The sequence below is a fragment of the Escherichia sp. E3659 genome, assembly GCF_005781135.1.
In the GTDB taxonomy this organism is placed as follows: domain Bacteria; phylum Pseudomonadota; class Gammaproteobacteria; order Enterobacterales; family Enterobacteriaceae; genus Escherichia.
Genome location: NZ_VATQ01000008.1, coordinates 271,083 through 293,230, shown reverse-complemented (window position 1 = coordinate 293,230; position 22,148 = coordinate 271,083). Strand labels below are relative to the sequence as shown.

Below are 22,148 nucleotides of genomic sequence, written 5' to 3'. Positions count from 1 at the left end.
GTCACCCCTGTAAGATAGTCAGAATTTTATTTTGTAATGCTTCGATACCGACACCAGAAATAAAAGGCATGCCGTGAACTAACGGAATATCGCCAAAACTACGATCCACTTTGGCAGTGGTGCATATCAAATGCACGCCATCCATATAAGTTTCTATTTCATTAACCCGACACTGGATTAATTCAACAGGAATATTATGATTCTGACACAACTCTTTAATTTCTTCCGCCGCCATCGTAGAGGTCGCAACCGCGCCTCCGCAAGCGACAATAATCTTGCGTTTCATAAATAGTCCTTTTTATTGTTACAGAGGGATTTATTCGTCTGAATCTAAAACATACTTTGTGAAGTATTCCTTTAACTGGGTTTCAGAAAGAGTAATTAGTGTCTCGACAATATCGGGCTGTTGTAACTTGCCAAATAAACAGCGTAAAAGTTTCAATTGCTGCTGCGGATTTTCCACAATTAACGCAATAACCAACGATACTGCCACGTCGTTATCATCATCCGCTTGCTGAAAATGAACTTTATTTGTTGGCCTTAACAGATAAATGGCTGACGACTTAGCATGGATCGCCTCACAATGCGGTATTGCAATGGCGTGCTGCTCAAGCATTATTCCGGTAGGGAATTCTGCTTCTCTGGCAATTAATGCCTGTGGCCAGGTATCATGAACCACACCTTTCGCGAGCATCTCATTCCCGATATGGGTTAAAACTTCGCTACGATCGACAAAAGAAATTCCGCTACGAACAAAGAGCTTTGTCATATACCGTCCTTATTCCGCACAGCCGTAGCGATAGGCGCGCAAGACATCATAAATTTTATCCATAATCAGCTGATGCGGTATTGCTGATAATTCCCCGGACTGAATGCGTTCAAATTGTTTGGGAAGATACTGACTAATCATGCCCAGTGGGATGTCCACGCCTTCCAGATTCGCCATCATCGTTTCGACGCTATTTTTAATCCGGTTATGCGGCCAGTAATAACGAATACGATCCGAAAGACTATAACGAATATCCAATAATGAATCGTTAAAACCCGGGCGATAATATTTCTTCCAGTACTGCGGTTCGTCGAACATCACTTCTTCAATTACCGCCAGGCAACCGCTGCGATTTTCGGGGGCAATAAGTTCCTTTTCAATTTGCGCCAGCGCAAATATCGCCTCGCGTAAAGCAAAGGTTAATGCCGGGCCGACTTTCAATATTGCAAAGTGATCGCGCACTAATTCCCGATAAGCCGTCCGGGTCTGGTAATCGGTAGAATGTGCTTCATAAACCATTTTGGTGTTGATTATCCATTCAGCCAGCGCCTGCGCTTCTTGCGGCTGATAATGGATAATATTGCTGTGATCAAATTCCACGCCTGGCTGCACCACAATGGCAATCACGCGTGTTAACGCCTCTGCCAGCCCACGGGCAATAAAGGCCTTTTGATGCGTACGTAAAGTATTGGCGGCATCTTCAACCTGGGTGATGTGTACTGACTGAATGGCGCTGGCCTCACCGCCCGGAACCGGAACTTCGGTGCCAATGACATAGCTCAGTTGCTCACGCTGGCAATCTGTCGCCACACTTTCCGCAGCAAAGCAAAGCACAGCGGCTCGTTCCGCAACCGTTTCTGGGGCTAACGGTATGGGATCCCCCGCGCAGGACATTGACGCATCAAGGTGAATTTTACTGAATCCCGCACGAACATATGCTTTTACCAGCTCAATGGATTTTTCCATCGCCACATCTGACGTTTCCTGCTGCCAGCAGTTCGGCCCCAGATGGTCGCCGCCGAGAATAATACGCTCACGTGCAAATCCGACTTTATCGGCAATCGTAAAAACAAATTCGCGAAAGTCCGCCGGTGTCATTCCGGTATAACCGCCAAATTGATTGACCTGGTTTGACGTTGCTTCAATCAGCACTTTGCGCGTGCTGTTGCGATCAAATGCCAGCGCCGCTTCGATAACCAACGGATGTGCAGAACAGACTGAACATATGCCGATATGTTCACCAGCTTTATGCCGGGCAATTAACGTTTTCATGTTTTTTCCTTGTTAAATGGCAGGTGCGTTATGCCCTGCCCTCGCAGCCACAATCGGCAATCACTTTGCTCACCACATCGCGCATTGCGGATTTAGCCGACTGCAAATAATCCCGGGGATCGGTCGCTTCCGGGTGCTCGGTCAGGTAATTTTTTAACGCCTGCGAGAAGGCATTTTTCAGCTCCGTTGCAACGTTGATTTTGCATATCCCCAGTTTGATGGTTTGCTGAATATCCTTAGTCGATAATCCTGACGCGCCATGCAGCACCAGCGGTAAGTTCACCCACTGGCGAATATTCTCCAGTCGAGAAAAATCAAGCGCCGGTGCGCTGGCGTACATACCGTGAGCCGTGCCGATGGCGACCGCCAGGGAATCAATGCCGGTTGCCTCGGCAAATTCCCGTGCCTGAACGGGGTTGGTGTACAACGCATCAGCTTCATTGACTTGCACATCATCTTCCTGGCCGCCAAGTTGCCCCAGCTCCGCTTCGACGCTGACATCAAAGCGATGGCAAAAATCCACCACCTCTTTGACCCGTGAAATATTTTGCGCATAAGGCAAATGCGAGGCGTCAATCATGACTGAGCGCACGCCAGAACGAACCTTCTGAGCGATATCGTCAAATTTCGTGTGATGGTCGAGATGAATTGCCAGTGGATGGTGATATTGCTTCGCCATCGCGCTAACCAGCGCCATCAGATTTTCTGTACCGGCATGAGTAAATGTGCCGGGCGTTCCGGCGATGATGACCGGCGCATGCAGGTTGGCAGCGGTTTCCACCACCACTTGCATCGTTTCGAGATTGTGAATATTGAATGCCGGAACCGCATAACCGCCGCGCTGCGCGTTGTTCAGCATCTGCTTTGTCGATACCACATACATTTTCATATCCTGTCGTTTGTTTTCGATTTCAAAATATAATGAAATTATTTGTTTTTAAATGTCGAGATAACGATCACAAAAACGACAATATGAAAACCAATACAGGAATGAAGGCAAAAAAAACGGCCTCCCGGGGGGGAAGCCGTAACAAAGTGCGCGTGTTTTTATGCCGGATGCGGCGTAAACGCCTTATCCGGCCTACGGGGCAGTGCTGTTCGTATGAAGCGTATCAGGCGATAGTAATTTTGCTATCGAGATAAACGTCCTGCACGGCGTTAATCAGTTTCACGCCGTCAGCCATCGATTTCTTGAACGCTTTACGTCCGAGAATCAGCCCCATTCCGCCAGCGCGTTTATTGATGACCGCAGTACGCACTGCATCACTAAGGTCGGTTTCACCGCCTGCAGCACCGCCGGAGTTAATCAGCCCTGCGCGCCCCATATAGCAGTTAGCTAACTGATAACGCACCAGATCAATCGGATTTTCGCTGGTCAGCTTGCTGTACACGCGATCGTCGGTGTAACCGTAATTAATCGCTTTATAGCCGCCGTTATTTTCCGCCATTTTTTGTTTGACGATATCTGCACCGATGGTCGCCGCCAGATGGTTCGCCTGGCCGGTCAGGTCGGCGGAAACATGGTAATCAACGCCATCTTTCTTAAAGGCGGAGTTACGCAAATAGGCCCACAGCACTGTCACCATGCCCAGCTCGTGCGCACGTTCAAAGGCCGCAGAAATTTCTTCAATCTGGCGACGTGACTCTTCCGAGCCAAAATAGATAGTCGCGCCAACCGCCACCGCGCCCATGTTGAACGCCTGCTCCACGCTGGCATACAGCGTTTGATCGTAGGTGTTCGGGTAACTTAGCGTCTCGTTGTGATTAAGTTTGACGAGGAATGGAATGCGGTGGGCGTAACGCCGCGATACCGATGCCAGCACACCGTAAGTTGACGCCACACAGTTGCAGCCCGCTTCGATCGCCAGTTCTACAATGTTCTTCGGGTCAAAGTAGAGCGGGTTAGCGGCAAATGAAGCTCCGGCAGAGTGCTCAACGCCCTGGTCAACCGGCAGAATAGAAAGATATCCTGTGCCAGCCAGACGCCCGGTGTTGTAGAGCGTCTGCATATTACGTAACACCGCTGGCGGACGATTATTGTCAATCATCACGCGGTCTACGTAATCATGTCCGGGGAGATAAAGCTGGTCAGAAGGAATAGTCATACAACGGTGCTGTAAAAGGTTGTCGGCGTCTTTGCCAAGCAACTGCGCAATATCTGTCATTACTATGCTCCCGTAAATTCCGATTGGATATCGGCTATGGATTGTCCTGGCCCACCTTTTGCGGGCAATCATAATCCTGGTCGTTACGGGCTGGTTTTTCCATCTTTTGGATGTTTTTTCAGCGTTTTCTGTTGGCACGATTCATCAGAAAAAGTGTTACAGCGGTCAAGCTTTCACCGCAAAGGTATTTAAAAGGTATTATTAAATGGTATTGTCAGCGCGTACCTTACATTACCTGTCATGAAGGAATTAAAAGATGAAAACAACAGCAAAGCTGTCGTTCATGATGTTTGTTGAATGGTTTATCTGGGGCGCGTGGTTTGTGCCATTGTGGTTGTGGTTAAGTAAAAGCGGTTTTAGTGCCGGAGAAATTGGCTGGTCCTATGCATGTACCGCCATTGCGGCGATCCTGTCACCTATTCTGGTTGGCTCCATCACTGACCGCTTTTTCTCGGCGCAGAAAGTACTGGCTGTATTGATGTTCGCCGGTGCGGTGCTGATGTATTTCGCCGCGCAACAGACCACCTTTGCCGGGTTCTTCCCGTTACTGCTGGCCTACTCACTGACCTATATGCCGACCATTGCGCTGACTAACAGCATCGCGTTTGCCAACGTGCCGGATGTGGAGCGTGATTTTCCGCGCATTCGCGTACTGGGGACTATAGGCTGGATTGCCTCTGGCCTGGTCTGCGGATTCCTGCCTCAGATGCTGGGATATGACGATATCTCACCGACCAATATTCCGCTGTTAATTACCGCAGGAAGCTCCGCATTGCTCGGTGCGTTTGCCTTATTCCTGCCAGACACGCCGCCAAAAAGCACCGGCAAAATGGACATTAAAGTCATGCTCGGCCTGGATGCGCTTATCCTGCTGCGCGATAAAAATTTCCTCGTCTTTTTCTTCTGTTCATTCCTGTTTGCGATGCCACTGGCGTTCTATTACATCTTTGCCAACGGTTATCTGACCGAAGTCGGCATGAAAAACGCCACTGGCTGGATGACGCTCGGCCAGTTCTCTGAAATTTTCTTTATGCTGGCATTGCCGTTTTTCACCAAACGCTTTGGTATCAAAAAGGTATTATTGCTTGGTCTGGTCACCGCTGCGATCCGTTATGGCTTCTTTATTTACGGTAGTGCGGATGAATATTTTACCTACGCGTTACTGTTCCTCGGCATTTTGCTGCACGGCGTAAGTTACGATTTTTACTACGTTACCGCTTACATCTATGTCGATAAAAAAGCCCCCGTGCATATGCGTACCGCCGCGCAGGGGCTGATCACGCTCTGCTGCCAGGGCTTCGGCAGTTTGCTCGGTTATCGTCTTGGCGGAGTGATGATGGAGAAGATGTTTGCTTATCAGGAACCGGTAAACGGGCTGACCTTCAACTGGGCCGGGATGTGGACTTTTGGCGCGGTGATGATTGCCATTATCGCCGTGCTGTTCATGATTTTTTTCCGCGAATCCGACAGCGAAATTACGGCTATCAAGGTCGATGATCGCGATATTGCGTTGACACAAGGGGAAGTTAAATGAAAACAGAACGTATTCTCGGTGCTCTTTATGGGCAGGCGTTAGGGGATGCGATGGGGATGCCCTCCGAGCTTTGGCCACGCAGCCGCGTTAAAGCACACTTTGGCTGGATTGACCGTTTTCTGCCTGGACCAAAGGAGAATAACGCGGCCTGTTATTTTAACCGCGCCGAATTCACCGACGATACCTCAATGGCGCTGTGTCTGGCGGATGCGTTGCTGGAACGTGAAGGCAAGATCGATCCGGATCTGATTGGGCGTAATATTCTCGACTGGGCGCTGCGTTTCGACGCCTTCAACAAAAACGTGCTAGGCCCAACCTCGAAGATTGCGCTTAACGCCATTCGCGACGGTAAACCCGTTGCTGAACTGGAAAACAACGGCGTGACTAACGGTGCGGCGATGCGCGTCTCGCCATTAGGTTGTTTGCTTCCGGCGCGCGATGTTGATTCTTTTATTGATGATGTGGCGCTGGCGTCCAGCCCGACCCATAAATCCGATCTGGCGGTTGCAGGTGCGGTAGTCATCGCATGGGCGATTTCTCGTGCCATTGACGGAGAAAGCTGGTCAGCGATTGTTGATTCCCTGCCTTCAATTGCGCGACATGCACAGCAAAAACGCATCACCACGTTCAGCGCCTCACTGGCGGCGCGGCTGGAGATTGCCCTGAAAATTGTGCGCAATGCAGACGGCACCGAATCCGCCAGCGAACAGCTTTACCAGGTCGTTGGCGCAGGCACCAGCACCATTGAGTCCGTGCCGTGCGCCATTGCGCTGGTTGAGCTGGCACAAACCGATCCGAACCGTTGCGCCGTCCTGTGCGCCAATCTTGGCGGCGACACAGACACCATCGGCGCCATGGCGACGGCAATTTGCGGCGCGTTGCATGGCGTTAACGCTATCGATCCTGCGTTAAAGGCGGAACTGGATGCGGTAAATCAGCTTGATTTCAACCGCTATGCCACAGCGCTGGCGAAATATCGTCAACAACGGGAGGCGGTATGAGCGGCGCTCGATTACACACGCTGCTGCCTGAATTAACCACGCGTCAGCCGGTGATGGTCGTCGGCGCGGCGGTCATTGACGTGATCGCCGACGCTTATGCCCTCCCCTGGCGTGGGTGCGATATCGAACTGAAACAGCAGAGCGTTAACGTTGGCGGCTGCGCACTGAATATTGCCGTGGCGTTAAAGCGCCTCGGCATCGAAGCGGGTAATGCCCTGCCGCTCGGTCAGGGCGTGTGGGCGGAGATTATTCGCAACCGGATGGCGAAAGAGGGGTTAATCAGCCTGATCGATAACGCTGAAGGCGATAACGGCTGGTGTCTGGCGCTGGTTGAGCCGGATGGCGAACGCACGTTTATGTCGTTCAGTGGTGTGGAAAATCAGTGGAATCGCGAATGGCTGGCGCGATTACCCGTTGCGCCTGGCAGCCTGCTCTATTTTTCCGGTTATCAACTGGCCTCGCCCTGCGGCGAATTGTTAGTGGAATGGCTGGAAGAGCTGCAAGACGTGACGCCGTTTATCGATTTTGGCCCACGTATTGGCGATATCCCGGATGCATTACTGGCGCGGATCATGGCCTGTCGACCTTTCGTGTCACTCAATCGTCAAGAGGCTGAGATTGCCGCCGAACGTTTTGCTTTATCCGCAGAGATAACAACGCTTGGCAAGCAATGGCAGGAGAAATTTGCCGCGTCGTTGATCGTTCGTCTCGATAAAGAAGGTGCCTGGTATTTCAGCGACAACACGTCAGGCTGCGCTCCCGCATTTCCAACGCAAGTTGTAGACACCATTGGCGCAGGTGATAGCCACGCAGGTGGCGTACTTGCCGGGCTAGCCTCTGGTCTGCCACTGGCGGATGCCGTATTACTGGGCAATGCAGTGGCGTCGTGGGTTGTCGGGAATCGCGGCGGTGATTGCGCGCCGACGCGCGAGGAACTACTCCTCACACACAAAAACGTATAGATCGCTACGACAGTGGCTGATGCTGTACTCAATAGGCCGTTGCTGTTGGTCAAGCGCCACTTGCTTGATCACCAGCACCGGTATTTTGCTATCTAACTGAATATGTGACTGAAACTCAGCATCCGGCATTCGGGCGCTAACACGGGAACGGGTACGCTTTGGAAAAATATGCTGACTGCGAAAGTAGTCATAGAGAGAAATACCGATGGCATCAACATCATGAATTAAATGCGCCGGAACCCACGATTCCTCAATGGATACCGCGTCTTCATCGACATAGCGAATACGCTTAAGCAAAAAGACATCACTGCCCGCTTCGACCGCCAGTTGCTGCGCCACCTCTTCAGGGCATTTAACCACTCGCTTGTTAACCCACAGCGTATCGGGCTTTTTCCCGCGCAACACCACCTGTTGAGAAAATCCTCGCGCTTCTTTCAACGAGTATTCAAAGATGTTGTTGATCTGCGTGCCGTAGCCACGCGAACGCGTCACCACGCCCTCTTCTTCCAGCGCCTGCATCGCCTTGCGCACCGTAATACGCGAAACGCCGGTTAACTGACTTAAATCACGCTCGCCGGGTAAAATATTGCCATGTTCCAGCACCCCGCTGCGCACGGCATTTTTTACCGTTTCGGCAAACTTAATATAAAGCGGCGTGTTGTCCACCGCTAAAATACGCTCATTCAGTTGAGCGATAAGCTGGGTATGCGCTTGTTCCATTGGTCTTTTTCCTGCCGGGGAGTCTGGAGGAAGTATATCACTGCTGGTTATTTAAGGCGTTTCTTTAATGCCATCAACGAAAGCCTGCAATTCCTCCGCCTTGCCATTAAACACATTAAAATCCACCGGACCATTAATGCCATCTACCTGTCCACGGTCGGAATGCTGCCAGAAGCGCCAGGCCATTCCGTCATTGTCCGGACGACGTTGATAATAGTGCGCCACCCACCACGGATACTCATTGAAATACCCCGCCAGATTCGTGTGATAAAACACGGCTCCGGAGTAAATAATCGGCTTTTTTCCCGTGCTTTTTTCGACCATTTTTAGCCACTGACTTACCCGCTTGCGTAATTCTTTTGCCGATAATTTTCCTCGCTCTTCTACGTCCAGCACGGCAGGGAAATCGCCGTGGGCAAAATCCACCGTTTGCAGAAATAATCTGGCCTGAACTGAAGCGGTTACCGACGGAGAAAAATAGTGATACGCCCCACGCAGCAGGCCATTTTCACGGCTTCTTTGCCAGTTGCGCGAAAAATACGGGTCAACCAGCTTTTCGCCTTCCGTAGCCTTAATAAAAGCAAACTGTAAGCGGATACCGTTGTCGCGCATTTTTGCTACACGCTGCCAGTCGATCCGCTCCTGCCAGCGTGAAACATCAATACCATGAATGGTGTAATTGGCAGGGATACGAATAGCAAAAGATTTGACCGGGCGATAACCATAAAAGTGGATGTAGTCTTTAATCTGAATTGCTGTCGAATAGAAAAAATTCACCGTCTGACGGGGATGAATCGCAACGATGGAAATTAGCCCCAGAGCGCATATCAAAGCGGTGAATTTTTTTCGACTGCCGATTCTTAGCTGCATTGGTTTCATCCCTGAATTTCAGCGCGAAAAAGCTGAAAAATGCCAAAGCAGCTATACTACGGTGCTCACCACCAGGCGTGAAAGTGGTGAACCGGACCAATCCCGTGGCCAACTTCCAGCGTGTCTGCCTGCGTTAACGCCGCAGAAAGCCAGCTTTTTGCCTCCTGTACGGTGTCAGCCCAGTTTGTATGGCGCGGGCGTAGTGCAGCCAGCGCCGCAGAGAGCGTACAACCGGTGCCGTGGGTGTTTTTGGTCATAATGCGCGGTGCAGTAAATCGTTGTTCTCCCTCACGAGTAAACAGCCAGTCCGGGCTTTGCTCATCATCCAGATGGCCACCTTTCATCAGCACTGCGCCACAGCCCATCGCCAATAATTCACGTCCCTGTTCCAGCATTTCCTGTTCGTTACGCGCGTGTGGCGCGTCGAGCAAGGCGGCAGCTTCGGGCAAGTTTGGCGTTATTAATGAAACCTGTGGCAATAATCGACCACGCAGCGTGGCAACCGCCGAAGGTGAAAGCAGCGGATCGCCACTTTTTGCCAGCATAACGGTATCCAGCACCACGTTTTGGATCTGATAACGTTGCAACCGTTCTGCCACCGCTTCAACAATATCGGTTTCCGCCAACATACCGATTTTAGTGGTGTCGATTCGCACATCGCTGAACACCGAATCGAGCTGGGCGGCGACAAAATCAGGCTCAATGCGATACACCGACTGTACGCCACGGGTGTTTTGCGCCACCAGTGCAGTAATAACTGAGCAACCATAAGCGCCAAGTGCCGAGAAGGTTTTAAGATCGGCCTGAATCCCCGCACCACCACTCGGATCAGTACCGGCAATCGTCAGAGCGTTAATCCGTTTCATGCCTGCACCTCCTGCGTCAGCTGCCAGAGCGCGTCAAGGAAATGTGGAACAAAACTACCCGGCCCCTCGCTTCTGGCGACTGCGCGTTCTCCCGCTTGTTTCATCCAGTGACAGGCAGATGCGATATTTTCCAGCGTATCACCCGGTAATGCACTACTGGCGGCGACGACTGCCGATAATGCACAGCCAGTTCCCACCACTTTGGTCATTAACGGATCGCCACCGTGAATGCCAACGGTGCGACGACCATCGGTAACATAATCTACCTCGCCAGTGACCACGACGACTGCGCCAGTTTCCCGTGCCAGTATTTGTGCAGCGGGGATCGCGTTAGCTGCGGCGTCAGTGGTATCCACACCACGTCCACCATTAGCAATGCCAGCTAATGCCATGATTTCCGAAGCATTACCGCGTATGGCGTTTGGTTTAAGAGACAGGAGTTCCAGACAAAAACGGCGGCGATAATCGAGCGCACCAACCGCAACCGGATCAAGCGTCCAGGGCGTTTGTGATCGTGTTGCCTGCTCAACGGCAGCCCGCATCGCCTGCGCACGTGGCTGCGTCAGTGTGCCAACGTTAATCAACAAGGCACTGGCGATGGCCGCAAACTGACTGGCCTCTTCGGCTTCGATAACCATCGCTGGCGATGCACCGAGCGCCAGTAAGGTATTGGCAGTAAAGGTTTGCACCACATCATTGGTCATGCAGTGCACAAGGGGAGAGTGTTGGTGAAAGAGGTGTAACGCGTGCGCAGATTGCGCGGAACTCAGCAGGTCGACTTGCATAGTTTGCTCCTGCCATAACGTGAAGAAGCAATGACCTGATGGTCTGTGACTTCCCTACGCTGGCATTATCCAGATCAGGTGATACGGGTATTTCTCAGCCTTCACGCAGAAGGGCACCCCGAGTCGTTTGGTTGCGATGATAAATCGCAGAGGAGGATGGTAATGTCCAGCGCACGCGTTGTAAACGAGGAAAAACCGCAGTTTTACAATCGCGTTAATAAATTATTTGATATAAGAATCCAGCACCTTCAGAACGACATCCAGATCTTCTTCACGCTTTAATTCATCGCCCTGATGAACAATGTGTTCCGTCAAATGACCTTTAATCACTTCTCGCATCAAGCCGTTTACCGCACCACGGATAGCGGCAATCTGTTGTAGAACAGCAGCACATTCGTGCGGCTCGTCGAGCATTTTCTTGAGCGCAACAACCTGTCCCTGAATCTTACTGGCACGCGCTTTCAGTTTCTGTTTATCACGGATGGTATGAGACATGGCAACACCTGGTTAACAAGATCATGGAAAATCATAGCACTATTAATCTACTGGGGGGTAGTATCAGGTACTGGGGGGGAGTAGAATCAGGCCGCCGACTTAATACTAAGAATTATTATCATGACCGAATTTACAACTCTTCTTCAGCAAGGAAACGCCTGGTTTTTCATCCCCAGCGCCATCTTACTTGGTGCACTACATGGTCTGGAGCCAGGACACTCAAAAACGATGATGGCGGCGTTTATCATCGCCATTAAAGGCACCATTAAACAGGCGGTGATGCTTGGACTGGCGGCAACCATTTCGCATACGGCAGTAGTCTGGTTGATTGCTTTTGGTGGGATGGTGATCAGCAAACGCTTTACTGCACAGTCAGCGGAGCCGTGGCTTCAGTTGATTTCCGCGGTGATCATTATTGGCACCGCGTTCTGGATGTTCTGGCGCACCTGGCGAGGTGAACAAAACTGGCTGGAGAATATGCATGAGCACCACCATCATGGCCATCATCACGACCACAACCACGAGCATGATCATCATCACGAACATGACCAGAGCGACGAGTATCAGGATGCTCATGCGCTGGCCCATGCCAGTGACATTAAACGACGCTTTGATGGTAGAGAGGTCACCAACTGGCAAATTTTGCTGTTTGGCTTAACCGGCGGGCTTATCCCCTGCCCTGCGGCAATAACAGTGTTGTTGATTTGTATTCAGTTGAAAGCCCTCACATTGGGTGCAACTCTGGTCGTCAGTTTCAGCATAGGCCTGGCATTAACGCTGGTCACCGTAGGCGTTGGCGCAGCAATCAGCGTTCAGCAGGTTGCAAAACGCTGGAGTGGATTTAACACTCTCGCTAAACGCGCCCCCTATTTTTCCAGTCTGTTAATTGGTTTAGTCGGGTTGTATATGGGAGTGCATGGCTTTATGGGTATTATGAGATAAAACAATCACCTGGGCTTCGTTATCCCTTTAGCCCAGGATGATTCTTAAATCAGCTTATTCCGCTCACTTCTCGCTCAATGAGGATGCTTTTGCTGCATCCTTTCATTTACACTTTTTACGAAATCATGGGATCACTAACAAAATATCGCTTGTCGGTTATATTGTATGGCAGGAAAGATATGCGACTGATTTTACTGATCCCCAAAGTGGAGAGTATATGACCATAAAAAATAAGATGTTGCTGGGTGCGCTTTTGCTGGTAACCAGCGCAGCATGGGCCGCACCAGCCACCGCGGGTTCGACCAATGCCTCGGGAATTTCGAAGTATGAGTTAAGCAGTTTCATTGCTGACTTCAAGCATTTCAAACCAGGTGACACCGTACCAGAAATGTACCGTACCGATGAGTACAACATTAAGCAGTGGCAGTTGCGTAACCTGCCCGCACCTGACGCCGGAACCCACTGGACCTATATGGGCGGTGCATATGTGCTGATCAATGATACCGACGGAAAAATCATTAAAGCCTACGACGGTGAGATTTTTTACCATCGCTAAAAAAAGCCCCCTCGGAGAGAGGGGGAAATGCAGACACCTTATTATTTTTTATTATTAGCCACTTGCTCGTCTTACTTGTTATTAGTCGTATTTCACGTTGATTAATGCGGTTGCCTGTAGTGCGCCAGGTTTTACTTTATTTTTATCATAAACATAGTAACTGGCAGTTACTGGAATTGAGACCGTTGTATCTGTAATTTTTGACTTCGCCGCAATTTCTTTTAAATTTGTGTACCCTTTGCTGTTATCAGTGATATTTAAAAATGTGACTGGCGAACCATTGCTTTCAAGCATAAATCCGACTCCATTATCTTCTGCACCTTTCAGGATCGTGTTACTGCCGGCTAACAAATCAGAACTTGATAAATACACCTGCATTCTCCGTGATGTTTGATTCTGCTGACCTAATAAATTCTTACAGCGCAGAATAATATCCCCTTTTTTGCTATTTATTGTTGCTTTGTTACCTGTGGTTGGTAATTGTAAAATTGGAATACTATCTAAAGTAATTAATAAATCATCAGGTTTGCAGGTCGTTGTTATCGGGTTATATGACAATGCCAGATTAAAGGAATAGACACCTGCATTTTTTGATAATGCATTTTTATAGTTTTGCACACAGGTATCCCATGAGGTGCCGCCTAGAAAACAACCTGCAAATTGTAAAAAAGCAGCCAAACGAGTAGATGATGAAGCACTGCTTAATGTCGCGACACTGTTAATCATGAGAGATCCACTTCCCCCACCAGACAAATTCACTATGGCATCGCTCGCTGCCGATGTCACAGTGACATTATATCCACTCGTAAAACTAGTTTGGTTATTTGAAAGCGTGATGCTACCTTTTTTCTCCCATTCAAAATGCAACTTAAGTTTGATGGTGTCATTATAGAGTCCAATCACAATATCCGAGGGGTCTATCTGCGCTATTGTATTAGTACTGACGCAAGAAGTATCATTAAAAGTATATGTATGAGTTGCTGTTTGATTTTGAGTTAGCGCAAAATCCCCCTGAACAACCAAATTATGCTGTGCTGACAACACGCCATAACATGCAGCATAACTCACAGGCATAACCATCATCATTACTATAAATAACATTATACGAATATTCATAACCACCTGACTATTACTGGCAAATATAATTCCTACTTTCATCAATCTCTTTATCGAAGGTGATTGTGCATGAAAGCCCTTGTTGCTTATCAATTGCCACATTAACCGCTGGCGGTACTTCATTGGTGCGAATAAATAACTGGCTTCCCTGGCCGACAACGCCAATATTATGACCATGGATATCATTGACTTCATAACCAAACGTTAATGGTTGCCCATCCGCTCTTGACGCTTTTATAAACCAGGGCTTGCGCTGATCGGTATCAAAATCAACCAGTACAACCGCGCCGCGATAAGGTGCGGCAATTTTCCGGTTACCGCGCAATTCTACTTCGCTATCGCTTTGCGACACATCCAGCATCAGGTGATTTTCCCGATAAGGTGTCATTCCGTCGTATACCACCACTCCATTACGGTTTGTTGTGCGATATTTTTGCCCATTGACATAAGCATCTTTAATTCCTGGCGCATTCATCACAGCAAACGTTTCGGAAAGACGGTTCGCCAGATTAACGCCACCCGACCAGGCGACGATGCCCCCTGAAACACTGGCTCCAGCCTGTCGATAAGTACTCGACTGACTATAACTGCCATTCACTGTTGCCACCGGCGCGTTCCAGGTTAAATTCGCTCCAGCTGTCGTTTCATTTCCCTGATGTTGATGACTCAGGTTGACACCATAATTGAACTGATCCCGACTCCCTACTGTTCCTGATAATCCCGTATTATTTGAGGCAAAACCCTGATCATCAAACGTCGTTGAGTTAGACATATATATTTGCCGACGAGGCGTCGTAACGTCATCACCCCAATCAAAGGGAATTGATATAAAAATATTAAAACGTTTCTCTTCATGATGATCCTCGTCATACGCCTGGCTTGCCGCGAGGGTATAGCTTATCCGCCGCCAGTTATTGGAATAACTCAGTTGATAATCTTTACTACTGCCACTGCGCCCCCAGTAATCACGCCATAAAGTACTTAATGACACAGATCCCCAGCCTTCTGGCAATGACTGACTCATATTGGCGGAAAAGCTATTTTTGCGACCAAAATCATTCTGGTAATAATCGGCAATGTCATAGACATCGTTTTTATCACGACGATAATTATCTTTATTATTTGCCCACACATAATCGTTAAACGTGCGGTAATCACGCGACGAATAACGCCAGGCCGCCAGACCAAAACGTGTCGATGTTTGGCTCAAAAATTTGTTATAAGCAATTTGATAACTTTGCCCGTCAAACACATCACCATTGTCTTGCTTACTGTGCGATTTAGTTGCATCGACTGAAATTGCGCCAATGCGCGTGTTCCAACCTGTTCCGAGGGTAAACGCGTAGTAATTATTAGCAACCATCGTGCCGCCATACAGCGTCAATAAGTTATTAAAACCATACTGATAACCTGCCTGGACAAAATCACTTTGCTTGCTCGCACCTTCAATATGACTACGGCCTGCTGCAAAATCATATTTTGATACGCCAGGCTGCAGCATATTAGGTACTGCCGCATAAGGCACCAGATATGTAGTAACTGATCCATCGGCTTCCTTAACACTCACATCAAGATCCGCACCTCCACCCGCCAACTGCAAATCACTAATCGAAAATGGGCCAGGTGGAACCTCTTTCTGATAAACGACAAAACCGTTCTGTTCAATAGTTACCAACGCGTTACTCTGGGCAATCCCCTGTACCCGTGGGGTAAAATTTTGCTTCGAGTTTGGCAACATCTGCATATCACGAAATAACCGGACCCCGCTGAAGCGAACGGAATCAAATATATCGGCTGACGTGTACATATCACCAATACGCAGCGTACCGAGAATTTGAGAAAATCCACGCTCCAGATACAGTGTGTTGCTTTTCCACTCCCCTGGATTATTATCCGTTTTGCTAAAACTGGCATCAGAATGCAGCTGCCATCCCAGCAAATTTAGCCCACTGTTAAAACGCACATAGGTACTCTTATTATTACCCGAGGCTTTATAGTCACTGTAATACTGACTTACATAATAAGACGTATAAAACGCATTAATTCCCCGTTCCCAGTTTTCTGGCGGAACGTAACCATTTTCCAGTTCTTCGACCCAGGCCTGTGGGACAGCAAGATCCAAACGAAAAATTCCAATATCCCAGGCGTAGCTTCCACCCTGTACAAGTTGCCCAAATGTTAAACATTGTTTGTCGCGTGCCAAATTATCGCTATTTATACCTAACCGCTTTACAATTTCACGCGTCAGGCAAGTTTCATCTGGGTTATCTTTTACGATAATCTCATATTTTCCACGCCATTGCTTATTGACATAAATATCAATGTCGTACTGGCCGGGTAAAGGCTGATTATCATCAAGACGCAAATTTGTTACTTGCTCACCTTTCATTCCTCCCATCATAAAATGGGTGTCAAAGGTTTCTTCTGTTGCATGTGCTTCAATGCCGAGCAATAACGCGACTATTGCTGATGCAAGCGGGGTCATTCTCAACATAGGAAGCTCCTGCAATTAAATTTTGTCACTAATATAGTTGCCGTGATCATCGATAATGGTCAGTTGCCAGCCATCCGTATTATTATTTTTCATACTGACATTCTGACTTTCTAGTGGTGCAATCATGATAGTTTCATAATTCACCTTGACATTATTAGCCTTAACGTCAGAAATCGTTACCCAATTTGGCGAGTCATTTTTTATGACTACGTTATTACCGCTACGACTCACCCGCAATTTTTTAAAGGTCGTTTTATTTACTGGGGCAACACCTGCAGGTCGGTAAAACAACTTGATTCTGTTTTGCATAGCAAATTTTAACGCATTCTTTCCTTCATCTTCTGGGCTATTCGGTGGAATATCCAGAACGTTTAGATAGAAAATACTCTCCTTATTAACGGGTAATTTATTAGGCATGATTTTAATTTTTATTTGTTGCCCAGAATTGGCCGCTACTTTCACTACTGGTGGCGTTAACATGAAAGGAACCTGAATCTTTTCTGGCGGCAGAGACGTGTCACCATCATCAATCCACGTCTGCACCAGCGAAGAGCGGTTTCCCTGATTCATCAGTTGTACCATGACTTCTTTCTGCTCTGCCGGGTAAATGATACGTGTCCCGAAAATAACCATTCCGGCATGCGCAGGAAATATCATAGAAGAGATGAGTAAAGATAATAATCCTTTCATCTTAATGCCTCTTATATTTATGCTGACCGCCATGAACATGGCGGCCATTTTAAGTTGCTGAAAAAATAAGATAATTATTTTAAATGTTTAATCCTGGGCAACACGCATAACCAATGAAGAGTTCACAGTACCAGATGCAACACTACTGTCAGTCAACTTCAGATATTTTGCCTTAAACGGTATGGCATATTGCCCATCAGCAGTTTTATAACTTTCAATATTAAACGGTGCGGAAATATCCAGTACTTCACTGCTATCACCCAAATAGAGATAGTATCCAACTGTGTCATTACTACTGGATATCGCCTTATCATTACCAAGAATTTTCTCGTTGGTGATCAATGAAAGTTTTACGCCATCAATAGTCTTCGGACAAGTAATTTTGAGCATACTGCTGGTTACACCAACCGCGTTATCATAAGTTGAATATTTTGCTTTACCATCAAATACAGTGGTTGGTACGGTTGGCATATTAATACTGACTGAATCACCACCAGCGACAAATGTACATGGAGATTCAGCAATATTACCTTTAATGGTTAAAGTTCCGGTATCTACTTCAGCAGCGAAAATACCAGCACTCATAAATACAGAAGATAAGACAGCGGCAGCAATAATTGAATTTTTCATGATGCATTCCTTAATAGGTTTATTTTGTTTTGTTAAGAGTCTGTATCTCTTGGAAACAAATTTCTCACACCCAAAAGGTTGCCGCAATGTAAACATATTGTTTTGTTGATTTAAAACAAATTAACTAATGCAATATAATCACAACAAATAATTCGCTATAACAAACATTTTTGAAACTGATTAATTACCGTAAATTATCGTAAATAACATTTATTAAATAAATAAAAAAGCCAAAATCATTCACGAGAATGATTTTGGCTTTCTGAATATGCTTAAAACGGTGTTGCCAAATTAATCGTAACGATTTAACACGATTTTGCGTTTGTCATTATTACCCACAGCAACCACTTCTGTCGTAACGCCTTTTGCAGTAGAAGAAGCGCGATAGTTGGTTTCAACTCGTTGTACCAACCGCCCACAACGTTGCTGAAGATGATTATTAACAACATCCATACTGCATGTAGGGGAACTAATCCTGCCATTGATGGTTAATGTTGCAGTATCAGAAGAGAACGCGGGTGATGCTAGTCCATAAGCAAGAAAAAAAAATCCTGACAACCAATACTTATTCATTGAACGTTATCCCTGTAGTAAAGGTTATGCCGGGTAGATTGAGTGCATAACAAACTATAGCTGTACATCCGCTACACAGCCACGAGGGATGATAAAGAGACAGTGCTTGCACAATCAATCGCCTTTGTACAGTTTCGGACTAAGATCCACTGAATATTCGCAGCATTAAAAAAGGGGTTATTAAAGCTGCAAAAAAATTCACCGCATCAATTTAACATTGATGCGGTGAATGAAGAATAACCAGAAAGGTTAATACGCGTTATACGGCGCGAAAGGCAATCTCGCCAGGGATGACTTCACCCTGCCAGTAGAGTTGGGCTGCAACACGGTCTGCCAGTTGGCGGTAGATAGCGGTAAATTCGCTCTCCGGACGGCTGATAACCGTTGGCGTGCCTTTATCAAGATCTTCACGCAGGGAGATGTGTAAAGGCATCTGCCCCAGCAGTTGTGTGTGGTATTTCTCTGCCAGTTTCTCTGCGCCGCCAGTGCCGAAAATCGGCTCATGGTGACCACAGTTACTGCAAATATGCACACTCATGTTCTCGACAATACCGAGCACAGGAACTTCGACCTTTTCAAACATCACGATGCCTTTTTTCGCATCGATCAGCGCGATGTCCTGCGGCGTTGTTACCACTACTGCACCGGTCACCGGAATGTTCTGCGCCAGCGTCAGCTGAATGTCACCAGTTCCTGGCGGCATGTCGAGCACCAGATAGTCGAGGTCTGGCCATAAGGTTTCTTGCAACATCTGCATTAACGCTTTGCTCGCCATCGGGCCACGCCACACCATCGCATTGTCGTCAGTGACCAGATAACCAATTGAATTGGTTGCCAGGCCATGAGATATAATCGGTGCCATATGGGTACCGTCCGGCGAAGTTGGACGCTGATTTTCTGCCCCCAGCATGGTGGGGATTGACGGGCCGTAGATATCGGCATCCAGAATGCCGACTTTCGCCCCTTCCGCCGCCAGTGCCAGCGCCAGGTTTACCGCCGTGGAGGATTTACCCACGCCGCCTTTACCGGAACTGACCGCAATGATGTTCTTCACGCCGTTAATACCCGGCTGATTCTTCACGCGTTTCAGAGTGGCAATGTTATGCGACAGTTTCCAGTCGATAGCTTTCGCCCCAGTGATACGCAGCAATTCGGCGCTACATTGCTCTTTTAAATCTTCGAACGCACTATGCCAGACAAACGGCATAACCAGTTCCACATGCAACGTGTCGTCCATCCAGGCAACATGGTGCAACGCTTTTAGCGTAGTGAGGTTATGCTTGAGGGTTGGGTGCTGAAAATTGGCCAGTGTCCCGGCGACCATTGCGCGCAGGGCTTCTGGTGATTTGGCCTGGGATTGTTCGTTCATCCCGACTCCTTATTTATAAAGATAACTTATCGCTATTAGTTTACCTGAAGTTAACAGCTAAGTACTTACCTAATAATGCATCATAAGATGCTTGCACAGGACTTACGTAACCATGCCCCATTTGGTACTATCTAAGCCCTTTTCACTACAAAGAAGTAATGCCTACTATGACTCAAGTCGCGAAGAAAATTCTGGTAACGTGCGCACTGCCGTACGCCAACGGCTCAATCCACCTCGGCCATATGCTGGAGCACATCCAGGCTGATGTCTGGGTCCGTTACCAGCGAATGCGCGGCCACGAGGTCAACTTCATCTGCGCCGATGATGCCCACGGTACGCCAATCATGCTGAAAGCCCAGCAGCTTGGTATCACACCGGAGCAGATGATTGGCGAAATGAGTCAGGAGCATCAGACTGATTTCGCAGGCTTTAACATTAGCTACGACAATTACCACTCTACGCACAGCGAAGAGAACCGTCAGCTGTCAGAGCTTATATACAGCCGCCTGAAAGAGAACGGTTTTATTAAAAACCGCACCATCTCTCAGTTGTACGATCCGGAAAAAGGCATGTTCCTGCCGGACCGTTTTGTGAAAGGCACCTGCCCGAAATGTAAAGCACCTGATCAATACGGCGATAACTGTGAAGTCTGCGGCGCAACATATAGCCCGACTGAATTGATCGAACCGAAATCGGTGGTTTCTGGCGCTACGCCGGTAATGCGTGATTCTGAACACTTCTTCTTTGATCTGCCTTCTTTCAGCGAAATGTTGCAGGCATGGACCCGCAGCGGTGCGTTGCAGGAGCAAGTGGCAAATAAAATGCAGGAGTGGTTTGAATCCGGCCTGCAACAGTGGGATATCTCCCGCGACGCGCCGTACTTCGGTTTTGAAATTCCGAACGCGCCGGGCAAATATTTCTACGTCTGGCTGGACGCGCCGATTGGCTATATGGGTTCATTCAAGAATCTGTGCGACAAGCGCGGCGATAGCGTAAGCTTCGATGAATACTGGAAGAAAGATTCCACCGCTGAGCTGTACCACTTCATCGGCAAAGATATTGTTTACTTCCACAGCCTGTTCTGGCCTGCCATGCTGGAAGGTAGCAACTTCCGCAAGCCGACCAACCTGTTTGTTCACGGCTATGTGACGGTGAACGGCGCGAAAATGTCCAAGTCTCGCGGCACCTTTATTAAAGCCAGCACCTGGCTGAATCATTTTGACGCCGACAGCCTGCGTTACTACTACACTGCGAAACTCTCTTCGCGCATTGATGATATCGATCTCAACCTGGAAGATTTCGTCCAGCGTGTGAATGCCGATATCGTTAATAAAGTGGTTAACCTGGCCTCCCGTAATGCGGGCTTTATCAACAAGCGTTTTGACGGTGTGCTGGCAAGCGAGCTGGCTGACCCTGAGCTGTACAAAACCTTTACCGATGCCGCTGAAGTGATTGGTGAAGCGTGGGAAAGCCGTGAATTTGGTAAAGCAGTGCGCGAAATCATGGCACTGGCTGACCTGGCTAACCGCTATGTCGACGAGCAGGCTCCGTGGGTAGTCGCAAAACAGGAAGGTCGCGATGCTGACCTGCAGGCGATTTGCTCAATGGGCATCAACCTGTTCCGCGTGCTGATGACTTACCTGAAGCCGGTACTGCCGAAACTGACCGAGCGTGCAGAAGCCTTCCTCAATACAGAACTGACCTGGGATGGTATCCAGCAACCGCTGCTGGGCCACAAAGTGAATCCGTTCAAGGCGCTGTATAACCGCATCGATATGAAACAGGTTGAAGCTCTGGTGGAAGCCTCTAAAGAAGAAGTGAAAGCCACTGCCGCACCAGTTACTGGCCCGCTGGCAGATGATCCGATTCAGGAAACCATCACCTTTGACGACTTCGCCAAAGTTGACCTGCGCGTGGCGCTGATTGAAAACGCAGAGTTTGTTGAAGGTTCTGACAAACTGCTACGCCTGACGCTGGATCTCGGCGGCGAAAAACGTAATGTCTTCTCCGGCATTCGTTCTGCTTACCCGGATCCGCAGGCACTGATCGGGCGTCACACCATTATGGTGGCCAACCTGGCACCGCGTAAAATGCGCTTTGGTATCTCCGAAGGCATGGTAATGGCTGCTGGTCCTGGCGGGAAAGATATCTTCCTGTTAAGCCCGGATGCTGGCGCTAAACCAGGCCATCAGGTGAAATAATCCCCCTTCAAGGCGCTGCATCGACAGCGCCTTTTCTTTATAAATTCCTAAAGTTGTTTTCTTGTTTGTTCAACGCTCTTAATTTTTTTCATTAACTGCTAGCATCCGCTTATAACTGGATATAAATACAGGGAACGC

22 protein-coding genes and 1 riboswitch are annotated in these 22,148 nt (G+C 48.3%); of the genes, 6 read left to right on the top strand and 16 right to left on the bottom strand.

The features are described from left to right. Nucleotide 1 precedes the first annotated feature (1 nt). From gatB to fbaB, 5 genes are all read right to left on the bottom strand, one after another. Nucleotides 2-286, bottom strand: a complete 285-nt coding sequence (gatB, locus tag FEK47_RS09490; RefSeq protein ID WP_000823272.1) for a PTS galactitol transporter subunit IIB — start codon at nucleotides 284-286, stop codon at nucleotides 2-4. Nucleotides 287-316: 30 nt separating this feature from the next. Then, nucleotides 317-769: a PTS galactitol transporter subunit IIA gene (gene gatA / locus FEK47_RS09485; protein WP_135487564.1), complete on the bottom strand. Its 453-nt coding sequence runs from the start codon at nucleotides 767-769 to the stop codon at nucleotides 317-319. 9 nt (nucleotides 770-778) lie between these two features. Then, the gene (gene gatZ, locus FEK47_RS09480) at nucleotides 779-2,041 is read right to left on the bottom strand and encodes a tagatose-bisphosphate aldolase subunit GatZ (protein ID WP_135487563.1); all 1,263 of its coding nucleotides are present in this window, start codon (nucleotides 2,039-2,041) and stop codon (nucleotides 779-781) included. A 28-nt stretch (nucleotides 2,042-2,069) separates the two neighbouring features. After that, nucleotides 2,070-2,924 carry a tagatose-bisphosphate aldolase subunit GatY gene (gene gatY / locus FEK47_RS09475; RefSeq protein WP_135487580.1) on the bottom strand — a complete coding sequence of 285 codons (855 nt, stop codon included), beginning with the start codon at nucleotides 2,922-2,924 and terminating at the stop codon, nucleotides 2,070-2,072. A gap of 229 nt (nucleotides 2,925-3,153) precedes the next feature. Further along, nucleotides 3,154-4,206 carry a class I fructose-bisphosphate aldolase gene (gene fbaB, locus FEK47_RS09470; protein WP_000129551.1) on the bottom strand — a complete coding sequence of 351 codons (1,053 nt, stop codon included), beginning with the start codon at nucleotides 4,204-4,206 and terminating at the stop codon, nucleotides 3,154-3,156. A 256-nt stretch (nucleotides 4,207-4,462) separates the two neighbouring features. Between fbaB and FEK47_RS09465 the strand changes: the two genes are divergently transcribed. From FEK47_RS09465 to FEK47_RS09455, 3 genes are read left to right on the top strand one after another with little or no spacing between them, the layout of a single operon-like run. Beyond that, on the top strand, nucleotides 4,463-5,740 hold the full coding sequence (locus tag FEK47_RS09465) for a nucleoside permease (RefSeq protein WP_130206976.1): 1,278 nt from the start codon (nucleotides 4,463-4,465) through the stop codon (nucleotides 5,738-5,740). Next, the gene (locus FEK47_RS09460; protein WP_000846217.1) at nucleotides 5,737-6,741 is read left to right on the top strand and encodes an ADP-ribosylglycohydrolase family protein; all 1,005 of its coding nucleotides are present in this window, start codon (nucleotides 5,737-5,739) and stop codon (nucleotides 6,739-6,741) included. Before FEK47_RS09465 ends, FEK47_RS09460 begins: the two co-directional genes overlap by 4 nt. Next, nucleotides 6,738-7,703 (top strand): carbohydrate kinase family protein, encoded by a 966-nt coding sequence (locus FEK47_RS09455; protein ID WP_135487562.1) that lies wholly within the window; start codon nucleotides 6,738-6,740, stop codon nucleotides 7,701-7,703. The genes FEK47_RS09460 and FEK47_RS09455 overlap by 4 nt, the downstream gene beginning before the upstream one ends. Here the strand turns inward: FEK47_RS09455 and FEK47_RS09450 are convergent. The 5 genes from FEK47_RS09450 to rcnR all read right to left on the bottom strand — a co-directional run bounded on the left by FEK47_RS09450 (nucleotide 7,677) and on the right by rcnR (nucleotide 11,439). Further along, nucleotides 7,677-8,423 carry a GntR family transcriptional regulator gene (locus FEK47_RS09450; protein ID WP_135487561.1) on the bottom strand — a complete coding sequence of 249 codons (747 nt, stop codon included), beginning with the start codon at nucleotides 8,421-8,423 and terminating at the stop codon, nucleotides 7,677-7,679. The two genes, FEK47_RS09455 and FEK47_RS09450, sit on opposite strands and share 27 nt — an antisense overlap. A 51-nt stretch (nucleotides 8,424-8,474) precedes the next feature. Beyond that, nucleotides 8,475-9,293, bottom strand: a complete 819-nt coding sequence (locus FEK47_RS09445) for a glycoside hydrolase family 25 protein (RefSeq protein WP_135487560.1) — start codon at nucleotides 9,291-9,293, stop codon at nucleotides 8,475-8,477. 65 nt (nucleotides 9,294-9,358) lie between these two features. Continuing rightward, nucleotides 9,359-10,159, bottom strand: a complete 801-nt coding sequence (gene thiD, locus FEK47_RS09440) for a bifunctional hydroxymethylpyrimidine kinase/phosphomethylpyrimidine kinase (protein ID WP_130217196.1) — start codon at nucleotides 10,157-10,159, stop codon at nucleotides 9,359-9,361. Then, complete coding sequence (gene thiM, locus FEK47_RS09435; RefSeq protein ID WP_135487559.1) at nucleotides 10,156-10,944, bottom strand: hydroxyethylthiazole kinase; 789 nt, start codon at nucleotides 10,942-10,944, stop codon at nucleotides 10,156-10,158. Before thiM ends, thiD begins: the two co-directional genes overlap by 4 nt. Before the next feature lie 34 nt (nucleotides 10,945-10,978). Then, nucleotides 10,979-11,075: riboswitch (TPP riboswitch) on the bottom strand. 91 nt (nucleotides 11,076-11,166) lie between these two features. Next, nucleotides 11,167-11,439 (bottom strand): Ni(II)/Co(II)-binding transcriptional repressor RcnR, encoded by a 273-nt coding sequence (rcnR, locus tag FEK47_RS09430; RefSeq protein WP_000019944.1) that lies wholly within the window; start codon nucleotides 11,437-11,439, stop codon nucleotides 11,167-11,169. 120 nt (nucleotides 11,440-11,559) lie between these two features. Between rcnR and FEK47_RS09425 the strand changes: the two genes are divergently transcribed. Continuing rightward, a complete protein-coding gene (locus FEK47_RS09425; protein ID WP_135487558.1) occupies nucleotides 11,560-12,381 on the top strand; it encodes a nickel/cobalt efflux protein RcnA in 822 nt (273 codons plus the stop codon). 217 nt (nucleotides 12,382-12,598) lie between these two features. Continuing rightward, a complete protein-coding gene (rcnB, locus tag FEK47_RS09420; RefSeq protein ID WP_000153060.1) occupies nucleotides 12,599-12,937 on the top strand; it encodes a Ni(II)/Co(II) efflux transporter accessory subunit RcnB in 339 nt (112 codons plus the stop codon). An 81-nt stretch (nucleotides 12,938-13,018) separates the two neighbouring features. On the opposite strand, the gene FEK47_RS09415 is transcribed toward rcnB, so the two are convergent. The 6 genes from FEK47_RS09415 to apbC form a co-directional block, all read right to left on the bottom strand. Then, a complete protein-coding gene (locus tag FEK47_RS09415) occupies nucleotides 13,019-14,053 on the bottom strand; it encodes a putative fimbrial-like adhesin protein (RefSeq protein WP_138183174.1) in 1,035 nt (344 codons plus the stop codon). A 13-nt stretch (nucleotides 14,054-14,066) separates the two neighbouring features. Then, on the bottom strand, nucleotides 14,067-16,547 hold the full coding sequence (locus tag FEK47_RS09410) for a fimbrial biogenesis outer membrane usher protein (protein ID WP_135487557.1): 2,481 nt from the start codon (nucleotides 16,545-16,547) through the stop codon (nucleotides 14,067-14,069). A gap of 15 nt (nucleotides 16,548-16,562) precedes the next feature. Further along, nucleotides 16,563-17,237: a fimbria/pilus periplasmic chaperone gene (locus FEK47_RS09405; protein WP_135487579.1), complete on the bottom strand. Its 675-nt coding sequence runs from the start codon at nucleotides 17,235-17,237 to the stop codon at nucleotides 16,563-16,565. 87 nt (nucleotides 17,238-17,324) lie between these two features. Next, nucleotides 17,325-17,867, bottom strand: a complete 543-nt coding sequence (locus tag FEK47_RS09400; RefSeq protein ID WP_135487556.1) for a fimbrial protein — start codon at nucleotides 17,865-17,867, stop codon at nucleotides 17,325-17,327. A 291-nt stretch (nucleotides 17,868-18,158) separates the two neighbouring features. Next, complete coding sequence (locus FEK47_RS09395) at nucleotides 18,159-18,440, bottom strand: DUF2574 family protein (RefSeq protein WP_135487555.1); 282 nt, start codon at nucleotides 18,438-18,440, stop codon at nucleotides 18,159-18,161. A gap of 259 nt (nucleotides 18,441-18,699) precedes the next feature. Next, complete coding sequence (apbC, locus tag FEK47_RS09390) at nucleotides 18,700-19,809, bottom strand: iron-sulfur cluster carrier protein ApbC (RefSeq protein ID WP_135487554.1); 1,110 nt, start codon at nucleotides 19,807-19,809, stop codon at nucleotides 18,700-18,702. Nucleotides 19,810-19,976: 167 nt separating this feature from the next. Here apbC and metG point away from each other — a divergent pair, with 167 nt between their 5' ends. Next, nucleotides 19,977-22,010, top strand: a complete 2,034-nt coding sequence (metG, locus tag FEK47_RS09385) for a methionine--tRNA ligase (protein WP_135410158.1) — start codon at nucleotides 19,977-19,979, stop codon at nucleotides 22,008-22,010. Nucleotides 22,011-22,148 lie beyond the last annotated feature (138 nt).